The 20,790-nt window shown below is 72.1% G+C and carries 10 protein-coding genes; 4 read left to right on the forward strand and 6 right to left on the reverse strand.

All coding sequences use genetic code 11. The annotated features are described in order from the left end of the window. Positions 1-271 precede the first annotated feature (271 nt). Positions 272-700 (forward strand): hypothetical protein, encoded by a 429-nt coding sequence (locus tag AB0C27_RS15665; protein ID WP_357843720.1) that lies wholly within the window; start codon positions 272-274, stop codon positions 698-700. Positions 701-760: 60 nt separating this feature from the next. On the opposite strand, the gene AB0C27_RS15670 is transcribed toward AB0C27_RS15665, so the two are convergent. Then, complete coding sequence (locus AB0C27_RS15670; RefSeq protein WP_357843722.1) at positions 761-1,483, reverse strand: LysR family substrate-binding domain-containing protein; 723 nt, start codon at positions 1,481-1,483, stop codon at positions 761-763. Between the two features lie 54 nt (positions 1,484-1,537). Here AB0C27_RS15670 and AB0C27_RS15675 point away from each other — a divergent pair, with 54 nt between their 5' ends. After that, positions 1,538-1,909, forward strand: coding sequence for a DUF5997 family protein (locus AB0C27_RS15675; protein ID WP_357843725.1), 372 nt, complete (start codon positions 1,538-1,540; stop codon positions 1,907-1,909). Positions 1,910-1,974: 65 nt separating this feature from the next. On the opposite strand, the gene AB0C27_RS15680 is transcribed toward AB0C27_RS15675, so the two are convergent. From AB0C27_RS15680 to AB0C27_RS15690, 3 genes are all read right to left on the reverse strand, one after another. Continuing rightward, a complete protein-coding gene (locus AB0C27_RS15680; protein WP_357843727.1) occupies positions 1,975-2,616 on the reverse strand; it encodes a 1,4-alpha-glucan branching protein in 642 nt (213 codons plus the stop codon). A 133-nt stretch (positions 2,617-2,749) separates the two neighbouring features. Beyond that, positions 2,750-4,201: a glycoside hydrolase family 28 protein gene (locus AB0C27_RS15685; RefSeq protein WP_357843730.1), complete on the reverse strand. Its 1,452-nt coding sequence runs from the start codon at positions 4,199-4,201 to the stop codon at positions 2,750-2,752. Between the two features lie 175 nt (positions 4,202-4,376). Further along, the gene (locus AB0C27_RS15690; RefSeq protein WP_357843733.1) at positions 4,377-8,294 is read right to left on the reverse strand and encodes a hypothetical protein; all 3,918 of its coding nucleotides are present in this window, start codon (positions 8,292-8,294) and stop codon (positions 4,377-4,379) included. Positions 8,295-8,600: 306 nt separating this feature from the next. Here AB0C27_RS15690 and AB0C27_RS15695 point away from each other — a divergent pair, with 306 nt between their 5' ends. Further along, positions 8,601-12,671 carry a LamG-like jellyroll fold domain-containing protein gene (locus tag AB0C27_RS15695; protein ID WP_357843736.1) on the forward strand — a complete coding sequence of 1,357 codons (4,071 nt, stop codon included), beginning with the start codon at positions 8,601-8,603 and terminating at the stop codon, positions 12,669-12,671. Positions 12,672-12,673: 2 nt separating this feature from the next. Beyond that, on the forward strand, positions 12,674-18,868 hold the full coding sequence (locus tag AB0C27_RS15700) for an RHS repeat-associated core domain-containing protein (protein WP_357843739.1): 6,195 nt from the start codon (positions 12,674-12,676) through the stop codon (positions 18,866-18,868). 461 nt (positions 18,869-19,329) lie between these two features. Here AB0C27_RS15700 and AB0C27_RS15705 read toward each other — a convergent pair whose 3' ends face one another. Together AB0C27_RS15705 and AB0C27_RS15710 are read right to left on the reverse strand one after the other, a co-directional pair. After that, a complete protein-coding gene (locus AB0C27_RS15705; RefSeq protein ID WP_181306868.1) occupies positions 19,330-19,644 on the reverse strand; it encodes a hypothetical protein in 315 nt (104 codons plus the stop codon). 83 nt (positions 19,645-19,727) lie between these two features. Then, positions 19,728-20,705: an aldo/keto reductase gene (locus AB0C27_RS15710; protein ID WP_357843742.1), complete on the reverse strand. Its 978-nt coding sequence runs from the start codon at positions 20,703-20,705 to the stop codon at positions 19,728-19,730. Positions 20,706-20,790 lie beyond the last annotated feature (85 nt).

Here is a 20,790-nt window from a genome sequence, read left to right on the forward strand (position 1 = left end):
GATTATCGCAGGTGGAGGACGTGCATGAGCGTTCTGCCGCTAGTCTCGTGAGCGTTCTGCCGGTTTCTCTGTGAGCGTTCTGCCGCTCCTCGTGCGGGCGTTCTGCCGCCGCCCGAGCCGTCATGTGCGGTCGCAGGGAGGTGGGATCGAGGGAGTTGGCGAAGCCGTGGGACTTGCGGCCGATCAGGGTGTTCATCGGTACGAGGTGTCGGTCGTGGCGGTGATCCGATAGACGGGCACCCGATGTGAGCGTACGGACGTCGCGGGAGGCGTGGTGCGGGTCGTGTGGGTGGTTGTGGCCGCGTGTGTGGTCATTCCGCTGGCCGGGTTGTTTGTGCTGGTCATGAATCCGGTGTGGCGTGATGACGCCCGACTGGAGGCTTTTTATGAGCGTGTGGCCGCCTACCCGCTTCCGCCGGGTAGCCAGGAAGCGTTTCTTCAGGATCGCGATGTGACCTTTGGGAAGAATTTTGTGGGAGGCAGTGGCTCCTATTGCGACTATCGGGTTCGTATCACGCTGGAGACCTCGCTCTCGCCGGAGGAGGTACGCCGTCACTATGACGGTGCCACGATTGCTGGGGTCGAGCAGAAGGCGATGATCTCGGTGTATTTCGGAGAGGTGAACTCTGCTGGTGGGCGCCGGGTCATCGTCGAGGCGTACGACTCCCACAACTGGGACTGGGACTGGCGCTGCTACTGAGGGGAGGCCGGTTCCGCCCCTTCCACCTGCCGTACGTGTCGGGAGCCGGATGCGAGCGGATTAGCGGCCCTGGCGGCCCTTGCGGTTGTGGCGTGGGGGTGGGGTGCGGCGGGGGGTGGGCTTGCGGGTGGATTGTTGGGGTTTGGGGGTTTTCTTGGTGGGGGTGGGTTGGGTGCGGCCTCGGGAGCTGTTCGGGGTGCGGCCGCGGACTATGCCGATGAAGTCCTCTACCTGGTCGGTGGTGGCTTCCGCAGGCCAGGCCAGGGCTATCTGGGATTGGGGGGCGTCCTGGACCGGGCGGTATGTGAGGTCGCGGCGGTGGTGGAGGCGGGCCAGGGATTGCGGGACCAGGAGGAGGCCGGTGCCGGAGGCCACCAGTTCGATGGCGTTGGCCGTGGTGGGTGGGCGGGTGAAGGCCGGTTGGCCGGGGACGGACGGCCAGTCGAGGGTGTCGTCCAGGGGGTGGAACAGGTCCTCGTCGGCCAGGTCGGCGAGGATGAGCTCGTCTACGGCGGCTATCGCGTGGTCCTTGGGGATGACGACGACCGTGGTCTCCATGTAGAGGGGGATGACGCTCAGGCCGTCGCGGTCGATCGGGAGCCGGACGAAGGCGGCGTCGGCGGAGCCATCGCGTAGGAGAGGCACCAGGTCGGCGGCTGGGGCCGAGGTGAGGGTGATGGGGATGTCGGGTATGCGTTCGGTCCAGGTGTTGACCCATTTCGCGGGGGTCACCCCGGGTGCGTAGGCCAGCCGGAACTCGGTGCCGGTTTCCCCATCAGTCATGGGCTCAGGGTATCGATGTCATGAAACCTGTTCTGACTGGCTACCCTCGACGCCATGACCTCGTCCAAGTCTAAGACCGTTCAGACGATGAAGCCCGAGACCGCGGCCAAGAAGCTGGGGGTGCTGCTCGCCGCCACTCCCGCCGAGTTCCAGGCGGGTCTTGTCTCCAGGGACGAGCTGAACGCGTTGCAGTCGGCGCCTCCCGCCTGGCTCGCCGACCTGCGCCGTAACGGTCCGCATCCCAAGCAGGTCGTCGCCGCGAAGCTGGGTGTCTCCATCTCCGGACTGGCCAGGGGCGGGATCACCGAACCGCTCACCACTGCGGAGATTGAGCAGTTGAAGGCGGAGAATCCGGAGTGGCTGGAGCGCGAGCGGACCATTCAGGCCGAGGCGCGTAAGGAGGCGGCCCGGCTCAAGCAGCGCTAGATCTGATCCACGGTGTGGAGCACGGGGCCGATCGCCGAGCCGCCCGCCGGCGGTGCCGTGGTGGCTCAGTTGTGTGGGTGCACGGTGAGGAACGGGCCGTGGGACTGGGTGCCGTCCGGCTTCGACCAGACGCCGGTGACGTGGCCGGTTGCCTCCGGTGGGAGAGGTGCGGCCTCGTGGAGGACGCGGTGCAGGCGGAGGGTTGTGCCGGGCGGGCCGGGTAGGACGGTGCCCTCCGCGTCGTCCGTGGTGCCGATTGCTGGAGCTTCTGCCGAGGTGGCGGTGTAGGAGCGGGTTACGTGCGGGTCGGGGGTGTCGGTGGTGTTCTGGTGCTGGGGCTGGACGTGGCCTTCGATCAGAGCCGTCAGTTCGGCGATCAGTACGGGGTCGTGGCACCCGTCGTAGATCCAGCGCCGGCCCAGCACCCCGTGCTCGGCGGTGCCGATGAGTGCGTGGCCGGCGTCGTCGAGTGGAGCCCCTCGGTACGTGAGCGGCACCAGGTACGCCGTCGCCCGCTCGTCCGAGTTGTCGTTGACCACCATGAACTCGATGCCGACCGCGCCCTCGGGGTCGTCCAGCCGGAAGCCGCCCGCCTTGGCCAGGTCGGGTCCGGCCTGGCCGCCGCGGTACCACGGCCGGGTGGGGAGCCAGGCGGTGAGCAGTTCCAGCTTGGTCGGTGTGAGGGTGGTGTGGTGGATGACGGCCATGCCGGAGGTCTCTTTCGTCGTGCGGCCAGGGACTTCCGGATTGTACGGATGGCGGAGGGGAGCAGGCGGTGACGGGGGCGGATGTCAGGGCGTGACGAGGGGCGCGCGTCGGGTCGTGACGGCGGCGGGTGTGTCAGACCGTGACGGGGGCGCCGTTGGCGGTGACGTTTCTGAGTACGAGGTTCTCGACGTGCTCGATGACGTTCGCGGTGGCGACGGTGCCGAAGTCGACGTCGGTCAGGGTGATGCCGCGGATCGGCGCGTCGGCGTACCCGCGCAGGTTGAGCGCGCGTCTGGCGGTCCGTACGGTCACGTTCCGCACGTCGATACCGCCCACCACCGGGTTGAACCCGTGCCCCGGCCCCTCCTCGTAGTAGAAGTTGATGTCGATGACCGAGCCGCCGACCTCGCCGATCTCGAGGTCCCTGGCGTGGAAGCCCTCGACGAAGCCGCCGCGCACTGAGTTCGTCTTGAAGCGCAGCGCGATGTCGAGATTGGGGCTGGACATCGCGCAGTCCCTGATGAACACCTCGCGTACGCCGCCGGACATCTCGCTGCCGATCGTCATTCCGCCGTGCCCGTCGCGGAAGGTGCAGTTCTCGACCAGGATGTGCTCGCTGGGCACGTTCACCCGGCGGCCGTCGGCGTTGCGGCCCGACTTGATCGCGATGCAGTCGTCGCCGGTGTCGAACGTGCAGCCGCGGACGACGACCATCCGGCTGGACTCGGGGTTGCAGCCGTCGTTGTTGGGGCCGTGGCTGGAGACCGTGACGTTCCGTACCAGGATGTTCTCCGACAGGGTGGGATGGATCTCCCACATCGGCGAGTTGACGATCGTGACGCCGTCGATGAGCACGTTCCGGCAGCGGTAGGGCTGGATGAACGACGGGCGCAGGTAGCCGCCCTCCCCGTACGTCCGCCGCGCGACCGGCACCCCCTGCTCGGCCTGGGCGAACAGTGCCGCCCTCGCCTCCGCCTGGCGTGGCTCGCCCGGCTCCCAGCCGTAGTCGCCTGAACCCTTCCACGGCCACCAGTGGTCGTCGCCGGCCTGCCCGTCGAGCACGCCCGACCCGGTCACCGCGACGTTGGTGCGGCCGTAGGCGTAGATCAGCGGGGAGTAGTTGAGCAGCTCGACGCCCTCGAACCTGGTCAGGACCAGCGGCAGGTACGCCTTCGGGTCGGTGCTGAACAGCAGCGTGGCCCCGGCGGTGACGTGCAGGTCCACGTTGCTCAGCAGGTGGACGGCGCCGGTGAGGAAGCGTCCCTCCGGCACGTCCACGTGGCCGCCGCCGGCCTGGTTGCAGGCTCTGATCGCGGTACGGATGGCCGCCGTGCAGTCCGTCACCCCGTCCCCGACGGCGCCGTAGTTCCTGATGTCGAAGCGGCGCCGGGGGAACTTCGGGCCTCGTACGCGGGCGGCTATCCGGTTGGCGCGGGCCCAGGGGCCGGGGGTGGCGGCTGGTGTGGCTTCCGTGAGGAGGATCGGGGTGGCGAGGGCGGAGGCGGCCATGGTGCGCATGGCGTCGCGGCGGTTGATCCCGGGTGCCCGGAATGGAGGCGGGTCTGGCGTGGCGGGGTCGGACACGGGTGGCTCCCTACCGGCTCGGAACACCCAGAGCATAAGCCAACCAGTTGCAGTGATCTAGGCGTATGCCGGACATCCGCCCAGGAAGCGGCCCAAAACGGCTAGCAACCGGTTGCAGGATTACCGGGAAGGGACCTGAGCTCAGGAGGGCCCTGAGCTCAGCAAGATCCGGGCGTCAGGAAGCGGCCGCCCCGCACGGCAGCCGATAGTCGATCCCAGGAAGGAACCGCGCCCACTCGGCAGTGGTGACCCGAGGATGGGCGAGCGCGCACACCTGCGCCGCCACCCGCTCAGGATCCGTCGGCCACAACCGCGCCGTACGATCCTCGCCGGCCGTGAGCAGGGTGCGCCCGCCGGGCCCGAACGTGACCGCGTGCACCCGGTCCCCGTGCCCGGACAGCACCGCTCGCAGCGAAGGCCGCCCCGTGCCGGGCACGTCCCACAGCCGGACCGTCCCGTCCATGCCGGCCGTCGCGAGCGCGCGCCGGTCGGGGCTGAGCGCGACCGACTGGACACCTCCGACATGTCCAGACATTGTGCCTAGGTGGCGGGGGCGCGCGGGCGTGGCGACGTCCCACAACCGGGCGGTGCCGTCGAGCCCGGCCGTCGCCAGCCACCGCCCGTCCTGGCTGAAGACCGCCCGCTGCACCGTGTACGGCTGCGCCGCGAAGGCCGCCACCCGCGCCGGAGCCTTCGGATCGGCCAGGCTCCACAGGTGCACGTCACGGTCCTGGACCACCGCGAGCAGCGGCCCGCTCGAACTGGCGGAGATGGCCAGCGCCCCCATGTTCTCCTTCAGGGTGCCGGCCGGCCGCACGTGCCGCGGGTCCGACACGTGCCACAGCTCGACCCCGAGCGTGCTGCCGCCGCCGGTCGCCAGCAGCGCGTCCCCCCGCAGGAACGCCAGCCCCCGTACGTCGCCGCCGGTCTCGAAACGGTCGAGGAGGACGGGATGAGAAGGGTCCGCGACGTCCCACAGGTCCACCCGGGTGTCGATGCCTCCGGTGGCGACCAGCCGGCCCGAGTGGCTGAACGCGACCGCCTTGACCTGGCCGGTGTGGCCGGGCAGCGGGGCCAGCGGCGCGGGACGGCCGGGGTCGCTCACGTTCCACAGCCGGGCGGAGAAGTCCTCGCTGCCGACCACGGCCGTGCGCCCGTCAGGGCTGAGGTCGGCGGTCGACAGCGCGCCTCCGTGCCCCGACAGGACGGGCCCTGGCACGTCCGTCACCAGCACGATGTCATCCGCGGCCGACGAGGTGAGGTAGCTCCCGTCCGGGCTGAAGGCGAGCCCCCAGATGGTGTTCGTGTGCCCCGAGAGCGTGCTGTACGGCTGGGGGCGCCGCAGGTCGGAGACGTCCCACAGGCGCACCGTGTAGTCCCAGCCGCCGCTGGCCACCGTCCGCCCGTCCGGGCTGAACGCCACCGCCTGGACGGGCGCGGCGTGCCCGGCGAGCTCGGTCAGGGCCTTCGGGTCGTCGCGGTCGGTGAGGTCCCACAGCGCGGTCATGTGGTCGTAGCCGGACACGGCGAGCGTGCGCCCGTCCGGGGCCAGCGCCACGCCGGTGACCTGGCCCTCCCGCGTGGGCAGCCAGGCCAGCGGGGCGGGGTGACGCGGGTCCGCGACGTCCCAGACCCTGGTCCTGCCGTCGGAGTCGCCGGTGACGAGGGTACGGTCGTCGGAGCTGAGCGCGGCGGTGAAGATGCCCGCCTTGTGACCGGTGAGCTCGGCCAGCCGGACCGGCCTGGCGGGCTGCGACACGTCCCAGACGCGTACGGTCCCGTCGGCGCTCACCGTGTGGATCGTGCGCGCGTCCCTGGTCGGCATCGCGCGGAAGACCGCCTCGTCGTGGGCCTTGAACGCGGCGAACAGGGCGGGACGGCGCGGGTCGGCCAGGTTCCACAGCCGCACCCCGCCGTCGTAGGTCCCGGTCACCATGATCCGGCCTCCGGCGGTGAACGCGATCGACTCGACGTCCTCGGGCTGGCCGGCCAGAGCGGTGAGCAGGACGGGCCGGTGCGGGGCGCTCACGTCCCACAGCCTGATGACCCGGTCGTCGCCGCCGGTCGCCATCGTGCGCCCGGTGAAGGCGAAGGCGTTGACGTTCATCGCCGTCCTCGTGGCGAAGGGGGCGGAGAATCCGCTCATCAGGCTGCTCCGGGCGGCCACGGTCGGCGCCAGGCGGTAGGCGGCCAGGCTGAGCTGCGCGGCCAGCGCCGGATCCACCTTCCGCAGGGCGGCGGCCTCGCCCGCGACCTTCTCCGACAGGGCGACGTCCCGCTGATCCCTGACCGAGTCCTGGGCGCGCAGGGCGGTCGTCGCGGCGGCGACGGCGACCGCGAGGAGCACGGCCATGGTCGTGACGAGCAGCCGGGCCAGCCGCCCGCGCCTGCGGTCGGCCGCGGTGCTGGCGGTGAGGTAGTCGGTCTCCAGCTCGTTGAGGTCCTCCGGCCGCCGGTCGGCCCAGCTGCGCACGGCGGCGAGCCGGCCGCCGCGCATCAGCGCGCCGCGGTCGCGCCCGAGCTCCTGCCAGGTGGCCGCGGCCCTGGTCAGGTCGCGATGCAGGCGCAGGTCGGCGCGGCCGTCCAGCAGCCAGTCCCGTAATCGGGGCCAGGCGGAGATCACCGCCTCGTGCGCCACCTCCACCGTGTCCCGGTCCAGGACGATCAGGCGGGCGCGGGCCAGCTCCTCCAGCAGGACGTCCAGATCGGACGGCGGTCCGACGCCGCTCAGCTCGGTACGGGCGATGCGGCGCCTGGTGTCCTCGGTGCCCTCGCCGAGCGCGGTCAGGCGGAGGAAGATCATGCGCATCATCCGCCGGCGGACGGCGTCGCCGCCCAGATAGATCGCCTCCGCGGCCTGCGTGATGCTGCCGTGCACCCCACCGCCGGCCTGGTAGTCGGCCAGACGCAGGGCCGGTCCCTGGCGGCGGCGCCAGGTCTCGCGCAGCGCGTGGGACAGCAGGGGCAGCGCGCCCGGCCGGCCGGCGGCGTCCGCGATCAGCGTGGTGACCAGGTCTGCGTCCACGGTGAGGCCGGCCTTGGCGGCGGGGCCCGTGATGATGTCGCGCAGCTCGGCCTCGCCGGGCGCGCCGATCGGCACCTGCGTCCCCTCACGCAGCGCGGCGACGAGCTCGGGGTCGCTGGAGCAGTGCGCGTAGAAGTCGGCCCGGACGGCGATGACCACTCGGGGGCCTGTGCGGGCCGCGCGGACGACGGCGCGGATGAACGCCCCGCGCTCGGCGACGTCCGCGCAGAGCGTGAACGCCTCCTCGAACTGGTCGATGACCAGCAACAGACGTGCATCCCCGGCAAAACCATCAGCGAGACCGCCAGAAGGACCGTCCGCAGAGCCGTCAGAAGGGCCGTCAGAAGGGCCGTCAGAAGGGCCATTCCCAGGGTCGTCCCCTGATCCGTTCCCAGAGCCGCCCCCGAAACCGTCACCGGGCCAGAGTGGTTCGAGCTCCTGGGGAGCTTCGGCGAGCCGCTTGGCGAGCGTCGCCGCGTCCGTGCCGGTCAGCGGCGCGACGGCGCTGGCCAGCTCGGCCAGGGGATGCTCACCGGGCGTGAGCACGACAGCACGCCAGTCAGGCGGCAGCGCGGGCAGCAGACCAGCCCTGATCAGGGACGACTTCCCGCTCCCCGACGCCCCGAACACCGCGGTCAGCCCGGATCCGGCCTCACCCGTGACCTGCCGGGTGAGCCGGGCCACGAGTTCGCCGCGCCCGAAGAACCAGCCCGCGTCCCGCTCCTGGAAGGCCGCGAGCCCCGGGTACGGGCACTCCTCGCCCGCCGGCGGCACCGCGGCGGCGGCCACCAGCTCGGCGGTGGCCTGCCAGCGCGCCGTCCACTCGGCGCGGTCGCCGCCGCACGCCTCGACGTAGGCCAGGGCCAGCTCCAGGCCGGGCAGTCGCCGGCCCTGTGCCGCCTCGGCGAGCGTGCTGGCGGAGTAGTGGGCCTGCTTGGCCAGACTCCGATAGCTGGGCGAACCAGCCTCTTCCCGTAATCGCCGTAATTCCCAGGCGAAGCGCTCCATCGGCCCGGCGCTGGGATCGATCGTCTTCTCGGGCCGGCCGGCCCGTCGTTCGGCGTTCATGCTCCACGACCCTGTCTTCTCGACTGACCTGTCCGCGTTCAGAGCCGATCACCATGGCGCTCGCGGTGGATGACCCGCGTCGATCGCCTGACCTGCGCTATTGAATTGTCCGGCCCTGACCAGCAGGCATTTCGGACAATTCTAGGGCTTGTCATGATCGGGCTGATCCGCCGCACGACCACCGTTCTGAGGGGCTGAGCGGTGCCCGCGCCGAGCCTTGAGCGGGCGTGCACGAGCGGACGGCTGTCCACGATCCATTCGTCGTTCCGTCCGCATGCGGCGGAACGGTCATGACCTGGGGGTTACATGGCTTCATGGCACGGCGTCCTGGCTTTATTACTGGTCCCGGCGCTGCTGGCGGGCCCGCTGGCAGCGGCCGGGGACCTGGCCGGCGCGACCGGCGGCAGGGCGCACGACAGCATCGCGCGTGACCCGTCGCCGGCGGAGCGGGCGCGCGCCTCGGGCAAGCGCGTCGAGGTGCCGGAGGAGACCGGCCCGGCCCGCAAGGTGTACGCGAACCCGGACGGGACCTTCACCGCGGAGCTGACCGCGGAGCCCGTCAGAGGCCGCAAGAACGGCGCATGGGCGCCGCTCGACCTCGACCTGCGCGTCACCGAGGACGGCGACGTGGCCCCGGAGGTCGCGGCCACGCCGCTGCGGCTGAGCGGAGGCGGCGACGGCCCGCTGGTCCGGTTCGGTGACAGCGCTGCCAGGGTCGAGCTGACCTGGCCCGGCAAGCTGCCCGAGCCGGTGCTGGACGGCGACACCGCCACCTACCGTGAGGTGCTGCCTGAGGTGGACCTCACCGTGCGGGCCACCCCGCGCGGCTTCACGCACGTGCTGGTGGTCAGGACGGCCGAGGCCGCGCGCGACCCCCGGCTCGCCGAGATCAGGTTCGGGATGAAGACGGCCGGCGTCAAAGTACGCGAGACCGGCACCGGCGCGCTGGTGGCGACCGGCAAGGACGGCGGCGTCGCCTTCCAGGCCGCACCCGCGACGATGTGGGACGCCTCCGGCGGCGGTACCGCCCGCGCCATGGCGGAGTCCGGCGGCAGGCGGGCCCCGGTGGAGGTGAAGGCCGGCGCGGACCACCTCACGCTGACCCCCGACCAGGAACTGCTCACCGACCCGAAGGCTCAGTTCCCGCTGTTCATCGACCCCGACTGGGGCAGCGGCCCGGCCGGCTGGGGCAACGTCTACCGGGGGATGGGCAACACCCGCGCCTGGGGCGGCGACGGCGACGGCTTCGCCAAGATCGGCCGGTGCATCGACTCCCGTTGTGGCGACATCGACGCGGCCCGCGCCTACTTCCAGTTCGACGTCTCGCCGCTGTTCGGCGCGGTCATCCGCAGTGCGGAGTTCAACATCCCCGAGGTGCACTCCTACTCCTGTGAGCCCAGGTGGGTGCACGCCCAGGAGGCCGGGCGGGTGGACAGCGGCCTGACCTGGAACAACCAGCCCTGGCGCGGCATCGTGCTCGGGAGCCACAACGTCGCCTACGGCTACAGCGCCGCCTGCCCCGCCCGCAACCTGGGCTTCGACGCCGTCATCGCGGTACGCAACGCCGTCTGGGCCTCCAGCCCCACGACCACGGTGGCGCTGGTGGCCGGCGACGAGAACGACGGGTGGGCCTGGAAGCGGTTCGCCTCCAGCGCCACGCTGGTCGTCGGCTACAACCGGGTCCCCGGCGCGCCCGCCGGCCTGTCGGCGGAGAACCGCGCCTGCGCCGTCGAGCCGAACGAGCCGTACGTCTTCACGCCCACGCCGACGCTGCGCGCCACGGCGGCGGACCCCGACGGCCTGGCCGTTTCGGTGCAGTTCGAGTGGTACGTCCGCTTCGGCGGGAAGAAGGGCGACACGACCACGCTGCAGAAGCCGTCCGGCAGCCAGTTCAGCATCACCCTCCCCACCGGAGCCTTCACGAACGGCAGCAAGATCGCCTACCGGGCCCGGATCTCGGACGGCCTGGACTGGGGGCCGTTCAGCCAGTGGTGCGACGTGACGGTGGACCAGGACGCGCCCGACCGGGCGCCGCATGTCGGCTCGGCCACCTACCCGGAGGACGACATCGGCGGAGCGGCCGGACGGACGGCGGCCTTCACCCTGTCGGCGAACGGCGTCCCTGACGTCACCCGCTTCATGTACCGCCTGGACAACGCCCCGCCCGCCTTCGCGAACGCCGACCGGCCGGGCGGCAGCGCCTCCGTCCTGCTGACGCCGCCCGACGCCGGCCCGCACGACCTGTACGTGCAGAGCATCGACCGGGCGGGGAACGTCGGCGCGGTCGAGTTCCGCAAGCAGTACCACTTCGCCGTGGGCCGGGGCACCCCGCCGGTCGGCCACTGGCGGATGGACGGCAGGACCTCAGACGTCCGGGTGCCCGACGTGTCGGGCGGCGGCAGGGACGGCACGGTCACCAACACCGGCTCGGCGCCGAAGGGCGCGGCGTGGGGCGTCGGCCGGCACGGCGACGCGCTGCGCATGGACGGCTCGACCGGCCACGTGTCGGCCTCGGGCGGCTCCGCCGTACGCACCGACCAGAGCTTCTCCGTCTCGGCGTGGGTGCGCCTGGAGAACGCGGACGGCCGCTACCGCACGGCGGTCAGCCAGGACGCCAAGACGGGCAGCGGCTTCTACCTGCAGTACACGATGAGCGGCAACTGGGCCTTCTCGATGTTGCGGCGCGACGAGCTGCAGCCGCCCGCCGACCGGGCGGTGGCGTCGGGCCCGGCCGCCGCCGGCGTCTGGACACACCTGACCGGCGTGTTCGACCTGGCGAGCAAGGAGATGCGCCTGTACGTCAACGGCGCGCGGGCCGCCACGGCCACGCACGCCACGCCGTGGCACGCGGACGGGGCGGTGCAGATCGGAAGGGCCAAGCACGACGGGCAGCCGGTCGACTTCTGGCCGGGCGGCGTGGACGAGGTCCGGCTGTACGACCGGGTGCTCGGCGAGGCGGAGATCCACGACCTCGCCACCGCACCGGCAACCGACGAGGGGCTGTGGCCGCTGGAGGGCTCCGGCGCGGACCTGTCGGGCAACCACCGCTCGATGACCGCCACCGGCGGCGTCACCTGGGCGGACGGCAAGCTCGGGAGCGCGGTGCGGCTCGACGGCACCGGTTACCTGTCCACCGCGGCCGCCGTCCTGCGTACCGAGGCCAGCTACACGGTCTCGGCGTGGGTCAGGCTCGACCGGACGGGAGACGGCACCCGCGCGATCCTCACCCAGGACGGCGTGCGCGGGAGCGGCTTCGGCCTCAAATACCGCATCGAAAGCGGCAAGTGGAGCATCAGCGTGCCGAACGCGGACGCCGACGGCACGGGGTTCAGCCGGGCGGAGTCCGCGGGGCCCGCCGTCGCGGGCGAGTGGACGCACCTCACGGCGGTGCGCGACGCCGCGGCAGGCCGGCTGCGGCTGTACGTCAACGGTGAGATCGACGGCGACGTGCCGTTCACCGGCGGCTGGCCGTCGTCGGGCGGCCTGCAGATCGGCCGGTCCAAGATCGCCGGCGCGCCCGCCGAGCGGTGGATCGGGCTCATCGACAACGTACGCGTCCACAACGGCGTCCGCACCGACGACCAGATCCGCGAGGAGTACTACAACCCGGTCGTACGCCGCGACTCCGCCTACCCCGGCCAGCTCAGCAGGTACGCCGACCACGACTTCGAGCGCCTGACCAGCACCGGGCCGGTGCCGCCCGGCTACTACCTGGAGATCTCCCTCGGGACGCTCGCACCCGAGGGCGCCCCGGGCACCCACAAGCTGTACGCCTGCGCCGGCACCGGCATCGACACCTTCACCTCCACCGACCCGGAGTGCGAGCACGGCACCCCGCTGGCCGAGCTCGGCTCCGTCTACGCCGACCCGCCGGACGGCGTCACCACCATGGCGGTCTACCGGTGCCGGTCGCCGATCACGGGCCAGTACTTCGACTCCCCGGCGGACAACTGCGAGAACAACACCGTGGACCGGCTGCTCGGCTACACCCTGCCCTACGCCCACCTCAACCAGTACGCCCAGCAGGACCGGCCCCGCGGCCGGATCGCCGAGGCCAGGTCGCCCGGCGCCACCTACCGGGTCGGCACCTCGCTCGGCCTGGTGACGCTGCGTGACTCTCCGGGCGCCAGGGGGCTGCTGCGCTGCCGCGCGGGCGAGGACGAGTACCTCGACCTGGGCAGCACCTGCGAGGGCGCGACCACCGTCTTCTGGATCGGCAACGTCTGGTCGGAGCCGCCGCCGAACGCGCTGAGCACGCTGATCCACGCCTGCCGCGACACGGAGACCGGCGAGCGCTTCGAGTCCGACGACGCGGGCTGCGAAGGCCAGACCACCGTACGGACCTTGGGATACGTCATCACCCGTTGGGGAGCGTGAGCATGATTCACTCTCAGTCACCGGCCCGGCGTCTTCGCCGGGCGGGGGCGGCGCTGGCCGCCTTACTCCTGCTACCGGCCTCACTGACGATCACGGCGGCGCAGCCGGCGTCCGCCGTGGGGGCACGCGCCGACGTCCAGCCCACCCCGCCGCAGAGCGAACCGCCGGTCCCCGTCGTGGCGGTGCCGGTCAAGCCGGTGGGCGAGGACAACGTCGCCAAGCACGCCATGACCGGCACCCCGCCCGTTGCCTGGCCCGCCGCCGGGACGGCCGAGGTCACCGTTCCCGCCGCCGGGGGAGGGGAGCAGCAGGCAGGAGACCTGCCGGTCTCGGTGGCCGCCCCCGAGGTCGTGCCCGGCACGACGCGCAAGAGCGCCGCCGGCGGCGTGGGCGCCGTCCGGGTGGAGGTGCTCGACCGGGCGCAGGCCGAGGCGGCCGGCGTCCCCGGGCTGCTGTTACGCGTACGGCGCAGCGACGGGCAGAGCACGACGGGCCAGGTCGCGCTCACCGTCGACTACTCCGCGTTCCGCCAGGCGTACGGCGGAGACTGGGCCTCGCGCCTGCGGCTGCTGCGCATCCCGGACTGCGCGCCGGCCGACGCCGGGTCCGCGCGGTGCCGCCCGTCCGCGCTGCGCAGCCGCAACGACGTGAAGAACGGCAGGCTGCGCGCCCTGGCCGAGGCCGGGGCGCAGGACGCCACGCTGGCCCTGGCCGCCGCGCCGTCGGGCGGCTCCGGCGACTACGCCGCGACCTCGCTGGCGCCGTCGGGCTCGTGGGACGTGTCGCTGCAGACCGGCGACTTCTCCTGGAGCTACCCGCTCGCCGCGCCGGACGTGCCGGGCGGCCTCCAGCCGGACCTGTCGGTGTCCTACACCTCCAGTGCCGTGGACGGCCGCGTGGCCACCACCAACAACCAGACGTCCTGGCTGGGGGAGGGCTGGAATCTGTGGCCGGGCTTCGTCGAGCGGCGCTACAAGACGTGCGCGGACGACACCGGCGGCGGCAGCCCGTCCACCTACGACCAGTGCTGGGCCGGGCAGAACGCCACCATGTCCCTCAGCGGCCACTCAGGGGCGCTGGTCTACGACGAGGGCCAGCGGGCCTGGCGGCCCAAGGACGACGACGGCACCCGGGTGGAGCGGCTCACCGGGGCGCCCAACGGCGACGACGACGGCGAGCACTGGAAGGTCACGACCGTCGACGGCACCCAGTACTTCTTCGGCTCGCGAGCCGAGACGCAGTCGGCCTGGACGGTCCCGGTCTACGGCAACCAGCCCGGCGAGCCGTGCGCGGCGGCCACCTTCGCCGCCTCGCGCTGCCCGCAGGCGTGGCGGTGGAACCTCGACCGCGTCGTGGACCGGCACGGCAACACGATGACCTACTTCTACACCAAGGAGGACAACGCCTACGGCGCCAACCTCGGCGCCGACAAGGTGGTCTACACCCGCGCCGGCACGCTGGCCAGGATCGAGTACGGCACCCGCGACGGCGTGACCAAGGCCCCCGCGCAACTGGTCTTCACGCCCGCCGACCGCTGCCTGCCCGGCGCCGACTGCGCCGCCCGTACCAAGGAGAGCTGGCCGGACGTCCCCTGGGACCTGAACTGCGAGGCGGCGACCTGCCGCGACCAGTGGACCCCGACCTTCTGGACCACCAAGCGGCTGTCCGCCGTCACCAGCCAGGTCTGGGACGGCACGGCCTACCGTGACGTCGATCGCTGGACGTTCACGCACGCCTACCCCAAGCCCGACGACGGCACCAGCCCGGCCCTGTGGCTGAGCTCCGTCACCCGCACCGGCCTGGCCGGCGGGCAGGCCGCGCTGCCGCCCGTCACCTTCGACGGCGTCGCCCTGCCCAACCGGGTCGACTCCACGCCCGACGGCCTGCCGCCGATGAAGAAGTTCCGCCTGTACGCGGTCAACAACGAGTCGGGCGGGCAGACGGTGGTCACCTACAGCTCCGGCGAGTGCGCCGCGAACGCGCTGCCCGTTCCCGACGACAACGGTAAGCGCTGCTTCCCCGTACGGTGGGCGCCGCAGCTGAGCGGCCCGATCGACGACTGGTTCCACAAGTACGTGGTGGCGAACGTCGCCAGGATCGATCGGACCGGCGGCGCGGCGACCGAGTACACCAGCTACGACTACGAGGGCGGCGCCGCCTGGGCGTACAACGACGACCCGTTCGTCAAGGCCGAGTACCGCTCGTGGACCGGCTGGCGCGGCTACGAGAAGGTGCGCGTACGCCAGGGCGACCCGCGTAACCCCGGCGACGCGAAGGAGAACGCCACCCGTTACCAGTTCTTCCGCGGCATGAACGGCGACCGGCGTGCGGGCGGCGGCACCCGCTCGGCGTCGGTGACCGACTCGCGCGGCGGCACGCTGGCCGACGACCCGCAACTCGCCGGCTTCCTGCGCGAGCAGACCACCTACAACGGGGCGGGCGGGCCGGTGGTGGCGCACGCCATCCACGACCCGCTGACCCGCTTGACCGCCACGCAGGGCCCGCTCAAGGCCCACCGGGTGCTGGTGGAGCGGACGACCACCCGCACGGCGCTGGCCGCGGGCGGGTGGCGGGAGACCGAGACGCGCACCGCGTACGACGACGCGGGGCAGCCCGTCAAGGTGAACGACCGCGGCGACACCTCCATCGCCGCGGACGACCGCTGCACCGAGACCACCTACGCCCGCGACACCGGCGCGTGGCTGCTCTCCCTGCCGAGCCGGGTGCGGACGTACGGGACGGCGTGCGACGCGACGCCCCGCTTCCCCGAGGACGGCATCTCCGACGTGCGGACCTACTACGACGGCAAGGACCTCGGCCAGGTCACGGCCGGTGACGTCACCAAGGTCGAGGAGGTCAAATCCTACGAGAACGGGGAGCTGCGCTGGGTGACGACCAGCCGCGCCACTCACGACGTCTACGGCCGGGTGCTCACCGCACACGACGCGCTGGACCGCGCGACCACGACCGTCTACACGCCGGCCACCGGCCTGCCGCGGACCGTGGTCACGACCAACGCGCTGGGACACGCGACGACCACGACCATGCACCAGCTGCTCGGCGTCGCCGAGACCGTCGTCGACCCCAACCAGCGGCGCACCGACCTGCGCTACGACGCGCTCGGCCGGCTGGCGGCGGTGTGGCTGCCCGGCAGGTCAGCGGCGGCGAACCAGAGCCCGAACACGCGCCACACCTACGTCGTCCGTCCCGACGGCGCGACCTACGTGGCGACCGAGTCCATGCGGGCCAACGGCAACCACGTCGCCGCCTACGCCCTCTACGACGGCTTCCTGCGGCCCCGCCAGACCCAGGAACCCACCTGGGGCGGCGGCAGGGTGGTCACCGACACCCACTACAACGCCCGCGGCCTGGTGACCCGCGCCAACGCGGCCTACCACGTGGCGGGCGCGGCCGGCGGCGCGCTGCTCGCGCCCCAGGACGACACGCTCATTCCCAGCCAGACCGTCACCGAGTACGACGGCGCCGGGCGCGAGGTGCTGTCCAAGCTGGAGGCGTTCAACCAGAAGAAGTCCGAGACGAGGACGGAGTACGGCGGCGACCACGTCGCGGTGACGCCGCCCTCGGGCGACACGCCCACGGCGACCTACACCGACGCGCGCGGGCAGACCACCGAGCTGCGCCAGTACGACTCGGACAAGCCGTCGGGCGCCTACACCGCCACCCGCTACACGTACACGAAGGCAGGCGACCTCGCCTCCATCCGTGACGACGACGGCAACGAATGGCGCTTCGACTACGACGCGCGGCGCCGCAGGACCGGCTCCCACGACCCCGACAAGGGGCACACCGAGCACGCCTACGACGCGGCGGGCCGGCTGGTGAGCACGACGGACGCGCGCGGCCGGACGATCGCGCACGTCTACGACGACCTCGGCCGCCGCGTCGCCACCCGCCGCGACGGCCCGCAGGGCCCGACGCTCGCCGAATGGGTGTACGACACGCTCGCCAAGGGCCGGCTCACCTCGGTGACCAGGTACGCGGGAGCGAACGCCTACGTCAACGCCATCACCGGCTACGACGCGGGTTACCGCATCACCGGTCAGTCGATCGTCATCCCCCCGGCGGAGGGCGGCCTGGTCGGGACGTACACCACGACCAGCACCTTCCTCGCCGACGGCAGCACCGCCTCGGTCGCCATGCCCGCCATCGGCGACCTGCGCGCCGAGACCCTCGTCTACACCTACGACAGCCTGGGGGCTCTCAACACCGTCAGCGGGGCGGCCAAGTACGTGAGCAAGACGGCCTACACCGAGCTCGGCGAGCCCACCCAGCTACACCTCGGCGACCAGGACCAGCCGCTGATCTGGCACTCGCAGTACTACGACCCCGCCACCCGGCGGTTGACCCGCTCCCTGGTGGAGCAGGAGAAGGCAGGCGCGCTCAAGGTCGACGACACCACGTACGAGTACGACCCGGCCGGCAACGTGACGAAGATCGACGACGCCCTGGCCGGCGCCGCCCGCGACGTCCAGTGCTTCCGCTACGACCGCTACCGGCGGCTCACCGAGGCGTGGACCCCGCCGGCGGACTGCGCGGCCGGGCCCGGCGCCACCGGCGGCCCCGCGCCCTACTGGTCCGGCTTCACCTACGACGACATCGGCAGGCGGCTGACGGAGACCAGGCACGGCCTCGGCGGCGCCCAGGACACCGTCAGCAGGACCGAGTACCCCGGCGCGGGCGAGGCCCGTCCGCACGCCCCTACGTCCGTGGAGGTCACCGGCCCGGCGGGGAACAGGACCGACACCTACGAGCACGACGCCGCCGGCAACGTCGTCGGCTGGCGGAGCGCCGCGGGTGAGCGCACCCTGGACTGGGACGCCGAAGGGCTGATGACCGAGGTGAGCGAGCAGGGCGCGGCGGACGGCGGCGTGGACCGCGTGTACGCCCCCGACGGCGGCCTGCTGATCAGCCGGGACAAGGCGGGCGCCACGCTCCACCTGCCCGGCGGCACGCTCCGCCTGGACACCGCGTCGGGCAAGCTCACCGGCACCCGGTTCTACCGGCACGGCGACAGCACCATGGCGGCACGTACGGCCGCCGGGGTGAGCTACCTGATGGCCGACCGCAACGGCACACCCGAGCTGGCCGTCAACGCGGCCACGTGGGCGACCTCCAAGCGCCGCTTCGACCCGTTCGGCGTCCCGCGCGGCGCGCAGCCGCCGTCCTGGCCAGGCGACCGCGCCTTCGTCAACGGCGCCAAGGAGGCCGCCACCGGGCTGACCAGGCTCGGCGTGCGCGACTACGACACCGCCACCGGCGTCTTCCTGTCCCCCGACCCGCTGCTGCACCCGGGCGACCCGCAGCAGCTCGCCCCGTACGCCTACGCGGGCCAGAACCCGGTCACCTTCAGCGACCCGGAGGGCCTGGCCTTCCGCAACGCGCCCGACGGCGAGTGCGACAGGGGCTGCGCGTACAAGCCGGGCACCGGCCCGGCCAGCACCCTGCACTACCGGCCGTACGCCCCGGCCACGGGCCGCACGGCCAACTCCCCGGACGGCGAGTGCAGCCGCGGCTGCCGGTACAAGCCCGGTCGGGGGCCGGCCAGCCGGGTCACCGGCCGCGCGGTCGGCCTGGCCCGAGGCAAGACCAGGAACGCGCCGGACGGCGAGTGCTACCGGGGCTGCCTGCACAAGCCGGGCCGGGGCCCGGCCAGCGGCTTGACGAGCTGGCAGGCGGCCCGGCTCGCGCAGCAGCGCAAGACGGAACGGGTCCAGAAGGCGATGGCCGACCACGGCCTGATCGAGGTCACGAACCTGGCGAAATACCAGTCGGGCTCGGTGTGCGTCGAGTCGACGAAGGGCGTCATCGTCACGGTCGGTGTCAACGCCTGCGTCAACTGGGACAACCAAGGGGTGACCGTCAGTGGAGGCGCCAAGGTCGGCGTGGAGCTCGGCGCCGGAGCCAGCGTCGCCGTCGTCGCCAGGCTGAGCACGGAGAACGCCGTCGAGGTCAACAACGGGATCACCGGATCGGTGGACGTCGGTCCCGAGCTGTTCGTCGGCGCCGGCGGCGGCGTGAAGGGCCTCTCGGCCGAGGTGAACGACAAGATGGAGGTCAACCACTCGATCCAGGCCAGCTACGGGGTCGGCGCCCGCGCCAGCCTCGGCGGTGCCTGGCTCAACGCCAACGTCAACTCCGGCTATCTCCTCAAGTGGACGGATCTGGGCATCCGCTGACGGATCGCCCGCTCTGAGCGGCGGCCGGATGACCACTCATCCGGCCGCCGTTCGCTTTCTCAGACCGGGCAGGCCACCGAGGCGCCCGAGCGGATCGAGTACAGGTACACCTGCCGCAACGCCGGCGGCACCACGCCCCGGCCCGCGCAGAGCACGAAGTCGCCGGGCACGCCCGCGAAGAGGAACCCCGTTGAGCAGCGCGTCCACCCGAGGTGCCCCGAGACGCGCGCGTGGCCTCATCATGAGCGCGGCGGGCACTTCTGTAAAGCGGCCCCTGTTCCCCTCTTGCCTGAGTGCCTCAGGAGGGCGAATGTGGAGGTACGCATCCCCGGGGACGGCTGTTCCCCGGCGGAGGGTCCGGCCCGGACAGCGAGATGGGTGGCGGTGGCCGAGAGGCCACCAGACCTGCCGCCGCTTGACGGTGCCTCTGCTGGTCCGGGCCGGATCTCAATCCGTGCGGGTCAGCCCCGGGTCTCCACCCACATGCTGACCGTCGTGTGCGGCGTGATGCCCGTGTAGGACACCGTGCCGACGGGCTGCCACGGGCCCTCGATCGGGATGAGCCCGACCTCCGGCAGGAAGTGGCGCTGCAGGACGCGGATGCGGTGCTCGCCGGTGCCCGAGGTGCACAGACTGTACGCCCCGCGCGTCTCGGTGGCGAACTGGGCCGTGCATCCGGTGGGTGTCGCGGAGGCGGCGGGGGAGGCCGCGATGAGCAGGGCGGTGGTCAGGGTGGCCGAGGCGGCGCCGGCCGCCCATCTTCTTCTCGCGTGCATGATGGCTCCTCGTGGGGGGGAAGGGTGGAGCGGGCGAGAATGCTTAGGAAAGTTTCCTAAAAGTGGGCGGCGGCGTCAATGGGCTACCAGCGGTCGTGCACCTGCGGGCGGATCAGCTCGTCGTAGACGTCGCGCACCGCGTCGAGCGTGGCGGCGTCCAGCGGCGGCAGCGCGGCGGCGGAGGTGTTGCCGGCGGCCTGGGCCCGGTTGCGCGCGCCGGGGATGACTATCGAGACGCCCTCCTGGTCGAGCACCCAGCGCAGCGCGAACTGGGCCATCGTCATGCCCTCGGGCACCAGAGGAGCCAGGCGGCGCACCGCCTCCAGGCCGGTGGCGAAGTCGACGCCGGAGAAGGTCTCCCCGACGTCGAACGCCTCGCCGTGCCGGTTGTAGGTGCGGTGGTCGTTGTCGGCGAACGTGGTGTTCTCGTCGTACTTGCCCGACAGCAGCCCGCTGGCCAGCGGGACCCGCGCGATGATGCCCACCCCGGCGGCCCGCGCGGCCGGGATGACCCGCTCCAGCGGCTTGAGCCGGAACGCGTTGAGGATGATCTGTACCGTCGCCACGCCGGGGCGGGCGATGGCGGTCAGCGCCTCCTCGCAGGTCTCCACGCTCACGCCGTACGCGGTGATCTTCTTCTCCGACACCAGCGTGTCCAGGGCGTCGTAGACGGCGTCAGAGGAGAACACGGAGCTGGGCGGGCAGTGCAGCTGGACCAGGTCGAGCGTGTCCATGCCCAGGTTGCGGCGGGAACGCTCGTTCCAGGCCCGGAAGTTCTCCAGCACGTAGTTCTCCGGGACCTGGTCCATCCTCCGGCCCATCTTGGTGGCCACGAAGAGTCCCGGGTGGTCCTTGATGAAGCGGCCGATGATGCGCTCGCTGCGCCCGTCGCCGTACACGTCGGCGGTGTCGATGAGGGTGACGCCTCCGTCCACCGCCGTCTGGATCGTGGCCAGCGCCTCGTCCTCCGTCATCTGGCCCCAGTCGGCGCCAAGCTGCCAGGCGCCGAGGCCGACCACGCCGACCTGGCGTCCGGTACGTCCCAACACGCGCTGTTCCATGGTCGTCACCCTTTCTCGTACGTGAGCAGCACCCAGTGTCGCGGATCGTGGGTGCTGCCTCGTACCCGGGCCGTCCGGGACCCGG

The sequence above is a fragment of the Nonomuraea sp. NPDC048882 genome (assembly GCF_040649755.1).
GTDB lineage: Bacteria > Actinomycetota > Actinomycetes > Streptosporangiales > Streptosporangiaceae > Nonomuraea > Nonomuraea maheshkhaliensis.